Origin of the sequence: Cellulomonas biazotea, from assembly GCF_004306155.1 — a bacterium.
Classification (GTDB): Bacteria; Actinomycetota; Actinomycetes; order Actinomycetales; family Cellulomonadaceae; genus Cellulomonas; species Cellulomonas biazotea.
On the sequence record NZ_BIMR01000305.1, the window covers coordinates 1 to 7,545 of the forward strand.

A 7,545-nucleotide genomic window follows, 5' to 3' on the forward strand; every position below is an offset into this window, starting at 1 on the left:
CCGTCGGGCGTCCGCACGATCCGCGCCCGCACGGGGTGACCGGGGGCGGGCGGGTGGGCGCCCGCGCCCCCGAGCCGCAGGACCGCGACCGCGTCGTCGCCGAGCCCGTGCCGCAGCGCAGCGGCCGGCAGGTCGGCCGGGTCGGGCACGACGACCCAGGTCGTCGGCCGGCGGGGGTGGCGGCCGGCGTCGGCGTCGGCGTCCGGTGCGGGCAGCGTCCGGACGACCTCGTCGGGCATCCCGGCACCGCCGGGCCGGACCGTCTCGTCCACGCCTGCATTGTGGCCCTGCGCCCGGCCCGACGCGCCCCGGAGGTTAGGCTGCCGCCCGTGCTCACCTGGCCGGCCCCGCAGATCCCACGGCTCCCTGGACAGGGCGGGCCCGTCACCGTCCGCGACACCTCCACCGGCGAGCGCGTCGTGGCGGCGCCCGGACCGACGGCCACGCTCTACGTCTGCGGCATCACCCCCTACGACGCGACCCACCTGGGCCACGCCGCGACCTACGTCGCGTTCGACGTGCTCGGGCGCGCGTGGCGCGACGCCGGGCAGGAGGTCCGGTACGCGTCCAACGTCACGGACGTCGACGACCCGCTCCTGGAGCGGGCGAGCGCGACGAACGTCGACTGGCGCGAGCTGGCCGCCGAGCAGACCGCGCTCTACGCGGAGGACATGACGGCGCTCGGCGTCGTCCCGCCCGACGCCTGGACGGGTGTCGTGGAGTCGATCCCCGACGTCGTCGACGCCGTGTCGGCGCTCCTCGCGTCGGGCGCCGCGTACACCGTGCCGTCCCCGGACGCGGTCGACGACGGTCCGGGCGACGTCTACGCCGACCTGTCGGCCGACGGCGCGTTCGGCGCGGTCGCGCGCCTGGGCCTCGACGACATGCTGGCCCTGTCCGCGGAGCGCGGGGGCGACCCCGAGCGCCCCGGCAAGCGGTCGGCCCTCGACCCGCTGCTGTGGCGTCGTGAGCGCGCGGGCGAGCCCGCGTGGGACGGCGGCACGCTCGGCACGGGCCGCCCCGGCTGGCACATCGAGTGCGCCGTGATCGCCCGGGACGCGCTCGGGCTGCCGTTCGACGTCGAGGGCGGCGGGTCGGACCTGCGGTTCCCGCACCACGAGATGAGCACGTCGCACGCCCGCCTGCTCGACGAGGGTCTGGGGGCCCGCGTGCACGTCCACGCCGGCATGGTCGGGCTGGACGGCGAGAAGATGAGCAAGTCTCGCGGCAACCTGGTCCTCGTCTCGGCGCTGCGCGCCGCGGGCGTCGACCCGATGGCGATCCGGCTCGCGATCCTGTCGCACCGGTACAGCGACGACTGGGACTGGACCGAGCAGGGCCTGAGCGAGTCCGCCGAGCGGCTGGAGCGGTGGCGGCGTGCCCTGTCGGGCAACGGCGGACCCGATGCGACCGCGACGATCGCGGGGGTCCGTGCGGCCGTCGCCGACGACCTGGACACCCCCCGTGCGCTCGACGTCGTCGACGCGTGGGTCGAGACCGCCCTGCAGGGCGACGCGGAGCCGGTCGAGGGCGCGCCCGGGCTCGTCGCCCGCACCGTCGACGCGCTGCTCGGCGTGCGCCTCTGACCTGAGCCCGCCCGACGCCCCGCCGTCCGCGGGTGTCGGGCGGCCGGGGGAGAGCGGTCAGCCGCCGGTGCCCTTGTCCCGCCGGCGCAGGTACCGCTCGAACTCCCGGGCGATGGCCTCGCCGCTCGCCTCGGGCAGGTCGGCGGTGTCCTTCGCCTCCTCGAGCTGGCGCACGTACTCGCCGATCTCGTTGTCCTCGCCCGCGAGCTCGTCGACGCCGTGCTGCCAGGCCGCCGCGTCGTCGGGCAGCTCACCGAGCGGCACGGGCTCCCCGACGAGCTGCTCGACGCGGTGCAGGATCGCGAGCGTGGCCTTGGGCGACGGGGGATGGGCGACGTAGTGCGGCACCGCCGCCCACAGCGACAGCGCCCGCATGCCGCGTGCCGCAGCCTCGTGCTGCAGCACCCCGACGATCCCCGTCGGACCCTCGTAGCTGTTGGGCTCGAGCCCGGCGTCCTCGCGCAGCTGCGCGTCCTCGCTGGTGGCGTTGACCGGGATGGGGCGCGTGTGCGGCACGTCGGCCAGCAGGGCGCCCACCGTCACGACCGTGCGCACGCCGAGCCCCGACGCGATGTCGAGCAGCTCGGCGCAGTAGCGGCGCCACCGCATCGACGGCTCGATGCCGTGCACGATGACGATCCGGCGGCCCGTGCGCGGGGTGTCGGCGACCGCGACCGACGTCGTCGGCCACGTGATCTCGCGCCGCCCGTCCGCGCCCGGTCCGACGGTCGGGCGGTTCACCTGGAAGTCGTGGTACTCCTCCGGGTCGAGCTCGTCGACCTGCTCGGCGCCCCACGCCTCGTGCAGGTGCTGCAGGGCGTGCGTGGCCGCCGATCCGGCGTCGTTCCAGCCCTCGAACGCGGCGAGCATGACGGGTTCGCCGTCGGGGAGTTCCGCGGGTCCGTGCTCTGTCATCTGCCCAGCCTAGGACGCGGGCGCGCGACGGCCCGGCGGCGGCGCGCGGCGGACCGTCACCCGGGGCGACGGCCCGCCCGTCCGCGCCGCCGTGGCGCGAGACGCGTCAGAACGTGAACGCACCCACCTGCCGCCGCAGGTCCTCCGAGGTCGCCGCGAGCCCCTCCACCTGACCACCGAGGCGCGCGAGCATCTCGGCCGACGTCGCCGACGCGGTCGCGACGCCGGTCATGTTCGTCGCGATCTCCGCCGAGCCCGTGGCGGCCTCGGCCACCGCACGGCTCATCTCGTTGGTCGTCGAGGTCTGCTCCTCGACGGCCGACGCGATCGTCAGCTGGTAGTCGTTCATCCGCTCGATGACGCGGGCGATCTCCTCGATCGCACCCACTGCGGTCGTCGTGTCGCGCTGGATCGCCTCGACGCGACGGGCGATGTCCTCGGTCGCCTTCGCGGTCTCGCCGGCCAGGTCCTTGACCTCGCTCGCGACGACGGCGAAGCCCTTGCCCGCGTCTCCGGCGCGTGCGGCCTCGATGGTCGCGTTGAGGGCGAGCAGGTTGGTCTGCTCGGCGATGGTCGTGATGACCTTGACGACGTCGCCGATCTCCTGCGACGACGCGCCGAGCCGGGCGACCGAGTCGTTCGTCGTGCGCGCGACAGCCATCGCGGTGGTTCCGACCTTCGCGGCCTCGCCGGCGTTCTGCGCGATCTCGCGGATCGACGCGCCCATCTGCTCGGCGCCCGCGGCGACGTCCTGGACGTTGCGGGAGACCTGCTCGGCGGCCGCGGCGACCACGCCCGCCTGGGCGCTGGTCTCCTCGGAGCCGGCCGCGACCTGCTCGCCCGCGGCGGCCATGTCCTGGCTCGCCGTGGCGATGGTCGCCGTCGTGCCGACGACGCCCGCGAGGATCTCGCGCAGCGAGTCCTGCGCGACACCGGCCGAGCGGGCCATCCGGCCGAGCTCGTCCTGCTCGGCGACGTCGGCGCGCACGGTCAGGTCGCCCGACGCCATCGCGTCGAGGGACGCGCTGACGGTGCGCAGGCCGCGCGTGAGACGGCGGGTGACGGCGACGGCCAGGGTCGCGGCGACCGCGCCGGCCACGACGAAGCCCAGCACGAGGCCGACGAGGACCGTGCGGATCTCCGCGGAGGCCCGCACCTGGATCTCCTCGACCTGCGAGGTGATCTGGCCGTCGGCGAGCTGCAGCGCGCGCCCGGCGTTGTCCGGGTCGCCCGCGGCGGACGAGCCGAGCGCCGCCTCCAGTCCATCGAGGTCCCCGGCCTCGACGAACGGCATGAGGGTGCCGTCGCGGAAGGCGTGCCACGCCTCCCAGCGGGCGTTGAAGTCCGCCCACTGCTGGACGTCCGCCTCGGGGTAGGCGTCGACCGTCCCGATGAGCTCCGCCGCGCGGCGGTCGTTCCAGGCCGACGACGTGAGGAGCTGCGTGCGCAGGGTCTCGTCGGGGGCGGCCGTCGCCCGGCGCACCAGCAGGTGGCTCGTCTGCTGCACGGTGCGCAGCTCCGCCATCGACCCCTGCAGGTCGCCCGTCAGGACGCGGACCCGCTCGAGGTTGTCGCCGGCGCGGATCAGGGCCAGCCCGCCGATGCCGCCGACGACGGCGAAGACGACCGCCATCACGACGAGCGACGCGCCGACCTTGAGCGCGACCGGCCGGTCCCAGAACCACGCCGCACGCGTGCGCCGCGGGGTGGGGTTCGCGCTCATGCCAGGTCCTCCTGCGTGTAGTAGCCGCTGTCGAGCAGCACCTCGACGTAGTTCTCGCTCGTGACGAGCTGGGGCTGCAGCAGGTACGCGGGCACGACCTCGACCCCGTTGTCGTACGACGTCACGTCGTTCGTCTCGGGCTCCTGCCCGGACAGCAGCGCGTCGACCATCTGCACCGCGACCTCGGCGAGCTGGCGCGTGTCCTTGTAGACGGTCGAGTGCAGCTCGCCCGCGACGACGGCCTTCACGGCCGCGACGTCGGCGTCCTGCCCGGTGACGACCGGCCAGGGCTGGTCCGCCGTGCCGTAGCCGTGGTTGCGGAGCACCTCGAGCAGCGGCACCGAGAGGATGTCGGCGGGCGCGAGGACGGCGTCCAGGCGCGTCGACCCGTAGTGCGTGTCCAGCAGCGGCCCGAGGCGCGCGGCGGCCGTCTCGCCGTTCCACGCGGGCGTCGCGATCGTCGCGAAGTCCGTCTCGCCCGACGTCACGACGAGGACGCCCTCGTCGATCCACGGCTGCAGGACGCTCATCGCGCCCTCGTAGAAGACCGTCGCGTTGTTGTCGTCGGGAGACCCGGCGAACAGCTCGACCGCGAAGGGCCCGGACTCGCCGGTCGGCGCCCCCGCGTCGTCGAGGACACCCAGGCCCTGGAGCAGCGACGTGCCCTGCTGGATGCCGACGCGCTGGTTGTCGAACGTCGCGTAGTAGGCGACGTCGTCCGAGTCGCGGATGAGGCGGTCGTAGGAGATGACGGGGATGCCCTCGTCGGCGGCGCGGCCGAGCACGTCCTTGAGCGCCGAGCCGTCGATCGACCCGACGACGAGCGCCTCGGCGCCCGCGTCGATCATGGCCTCGATCTGCGCGATCTGCGTGGGCACGTCGTCGTCGGCGAACTGCAGGTCGACCTCGTGGCCGAGCGCCTCGAGCTGGGCGGTGACGTTCTCGCCGTCCGCGATCCAGCGCGGGGACGTCGTCGTCGGCATCGCGACGCCGACGAGCTGCGCGTCGTCCGCCGCCGACGGCGACGCGGGCGTCCCGCAGGCGGTCAGGGCGAGCACGAGGGCGACCACCCCCGGCCCGACGATCGGTCCGGCCTGGCGCCTCATGCTGCCTCCTGCTTCGGTCCTGCGGACCCGTCCTGGGTCCTCGCCGTTGCCTATCGGCCGGTGCGCGCAGAAGTGAACGGGACCGAGGGTGGCGCGGGTCACCCCTGCAGCGCCCGTGCCCGCGGTCGGGCGGGCGGCGCCGCGCCGGGCATGCGTCGCCGTGGGACGTGCGCTGCAGCGGGGCGTCGTGACGCGACCGGTCCCGCGTGGACGGTGTTCCGGGGTCGCGCAGCGGTGCGGTTAGCCTCGACGTGGAAGGAACCGTCGACAGGAGTCCCGCCTTGACCCTCAGCCCCTCCAGCGCGTCCGCGGCCCGCGACAGCGGCGCGCCGCCCGCCCTGCCCGCCGCGGTCCTGTGGGACATGGACGGCACCCTCATCGACACCGAGCCGCACTGGATCGCTGCCGAGACGGAGCTCGTCGAGGCGCACGGCGGCGTGTGGACGCACGAGGACGGCGCCGCGATGGTCGGCAACCCCATGGCGGTCGCGGTCGTGGCGCTGCAGGAGCGCGGTGTCACGCGGTCCGCCGAGGAGATCGCGGCCTTCCTCAACGGCCGCGTCGGTGCGGGTGTCGCGGCGGGTGTGCCCTGGCAGCCCGGCGCGCACGAGCTGCTGCTGGCGCTGCGCGACGCCGGGGTGCCGATGGCGCTCGTCACGTCGTCGTTCCGCGTCCTGGCCGAGCCCTTCGCGCGCACCGTCGGCCTGTTCGACGTGGTGGTCGCGGGCGACGACGTCACCCGCCCGAAGCCCGACCCCGAGCCCTACCTCACCGCGGCGCGCCTGCTCGGTGTCCCGGTCGAGGAGTGCGTCGCCGTCGAGGACTCGCGCTCGGGCGTCGCGTCCGCCGTGGCGTCGGGTGCGCGGGTCGTGGCGGTCGAGGTCATGCAGCCCATCGAGGCCCGACCCGGTCTGAGCCGTGTCCGCTCGCTCGTCGACGTCGGCCTCGACGACCTCGCGCGGGTCGCCGGCGGGGACGTGCTGGACACCCTCACGACCCGCTGACGGGCGGGCGCCGTCCGGTCAGGCGACCGCGGGGGCGGGCGGTGCGACGCCGATGGAGCGCTCGACCGCACCCTCCGGCACCTCGGGCGGCGTGCCGCCGAACGCCGGGCACTGCGCCTTGAACGAGCACCAGTCGCACAGGCGGGACGTGCGCGGACGCCAGTCGCCAGCGCGCGCCGCGTCCTCGATGCCACGCCAGATGGACCGCACGCGCGCCTCGAGCGTGTGCATCTCCGGCTCGGTCGGCTCGTGCCGCAGGACCGTGCCGTCGCCCAGGTACTCGAGCTGCAGGAGCTTGGGCAGGACGCCCCGCGACTTCCAGATGACGTACGCGTAGAACCGCATCTGGAACAGCGCGCCGCCCTCGAAGCCGGCCCGCGGCGACTTGCCGGTCTTGTAGTCGACGACCCGCACCCAGCCGTTCGGCGCGACGTCGACGCGGTCGACGATCCCGCGCAGCTGCGGGCCGTCCTCGAGCTCGACGCTCACCATGAGCTCGCGCTCGCGCGGCTGCAGCCGGGTCGGGTCCTCGAGCGTGAAGTACGTCCCGAGCAGGGCCTCGGCGGACGTGAGCCACGCGGTGAGCTCCGCCTCGTCGGCGAACAGCTCCGCGATCTGCGGCGCGTCCTCCCGCAGCCGGTCCCACTGCGCGGGGACCAGGCCGCGCGCGGCGTCGAGCGTGCGCTGCTCGGCCGGCAGGTCGAACAGGTGCTCCAGGACCGCGTGCACGAGCGTGCCGCGTGCGGCGGCGGCGCTCGGCGGCTCGGGCAGCCGGTCGACGACGCGGAACCGGAACAGCAGCGGGCACTGCAGGAAGTCGTTCGCGCGCGACGGCGACAGCCCCGGCCGCGACGGCGGTCGGACGGGGGCGGCCTGCGCGACGGCCTCGTCGACGAGCTCCTCGACGGACTCGTCCCGGTCGGCCACCACCACGTCCTGTGCGCTCACGCCCCCGAGCGTAGGCGGCGCCACCCACGCTCCCGCCCGTGCCCCGCCGGTGGAGGGCTGTGACGCCCGTGACCCGCCCCCGGACCGGGCGCCGACGCGTCCGGCCCACCACCTACGCTGGTCCGGTGAGCGACACCCGACCCCCGAGACGACGGTCCTCCGGCTGGGTCATCGGCCGCGTCGCGGGCGCCCCGATCATCCTCGCGCCGAGCTGGCTGCTCGCCGCGGTCGTGCTCACGCTGCTGTTCGCGCCCACGGTGCGC

General features: G+C 75.2%; 6 protein-coding genes and 1 pseudogene. 2 read left to right on the top strand and 5 right to left on the bottom strand.

Translation table 11 applies throughout. The annotated features are described in order from the left end of the window. Positions 1-272 (bottom strand): annotated as a pseudogene (locus CBZ_RS21390) (magnesium and cobalt transport protein CorA); the annotation flags it as partial. A gap of 57 nt (positions 273-329) precedes the next feature. Between CBZ_RS21390 and mshC the strand changes: the two are divergent. Next, positions 330-1,586 (top strand): cysteine--1-D-myo-inosityl 2-amino-2-deoxy-alpha-D-glucopyranoside ligase, encoded by a 1,257-nt coding sequence (gene mshC, locus CBZ_RS17335; RefSeq protein WP_130782729.1) that lies wholly within the window; start codon positions 330-332, stop codon positions 1,584-1,586. 57 nt (positions 1,587-1,643) lie between these two features. Here mshC and CBZ_RS17340 read toward each other — a convergent pair whose 3' ends face one another. The 3 genes from CBZ_RS17340 to chvE form a co-directional block, all read right to left on the bottom strand. Then, complete coding sequence (locus tag CBZ_RS17340) at positions 1,644-2,501, bottom strand: PAC2 family protein (RefSeq protein WP_130782730.1); 858 nt, start codon at positions 2,499-2,501, stop codon at positions 1,644-1,646. Between the two features lie 106 nt (positions 2,502-2,607). Beyond that, positions 2,608-4,224: a methyl-accepting chemotaxis protein gene (locus CBZ_RS17345; protein ID WP_130782731.1), complete on the bottom strand. Its 1,617-nt coding sequence runs from the start codon at positions 4,222-4,224 to the stop codon at positions 2,608-2,610. Next, on the bottom strand, positions 4,221-5,330 hold the full coding sequence (gene chvE, locus CBZ_RS17350) for a multiple monosaccharide ABC transporter substrate-binding protein (protein ID WP_130782732.1): 1,110 nt from the start codon (positions 5,328-5,330) through the stop codon (positions 4,221-4,223). The genes CBZ_RS17345 and chvE overlap by 4 nt, the downstream gene beginning before the upstream one ends. A 281-nt stretch (positions 5,331-5,611) precedes the next feature. Here chvE and CBZ_RS17355 point away from each other — a divergent pair, with 281 nt between their 5' ends. Then, positions 5,612-6,334 (top strand): HAD family hydrolase, encoded by a 723-nt coding sequence (locus CBZ_RS17355; RefSeq protein ID WP_246013508.1) that lies wholly within the window; start codon positions 5,612-5,614, stop codon positions 6,332-6,334. 18 nt (positions 6,335-6,352) lie between these two features. Here the strand turns inward: CBZ_RS17355 and CBZ_RS17360 are convergent, their stop codons facing one another. Then, positions 6,353-7,261, bottom strand: coding sequence for a RecB family exonuclease (locus CBZ_RS17360; protein ID WP_130782734.1), 909 nt, complete (start codon positions 7,259-7,261; stop codon positions 6,353-6,355). Positions 7,262-7,545: the final 284 nt, after the last annotated feature.

Excerpts from the sequence above, each read along its gene's own strand:
- CBZ_RS17340 (WP_130782730.1), bottom strand. The coding sequence starts at position 2,501 with ATGACAGAGCACGGACCCGCGGAACTCCCCGACGGCGAACCCGTCATG.
- CBZ_RS17345 (WP_130782731.1), bottom strand. The coding sequence starts at position 4,224 with ATGAGCGCGAACCCCACCCCGCGGCGCACGCGTGCGGCGTGGTTCTGG.
- chvE (WP_130782732.1), bottom strand. The coding sequence starts at position 5,330 with ATGAGGCGCCAGGCCGGACCGATCGTCGGGCCGGGGGTGGTCGCCCTC.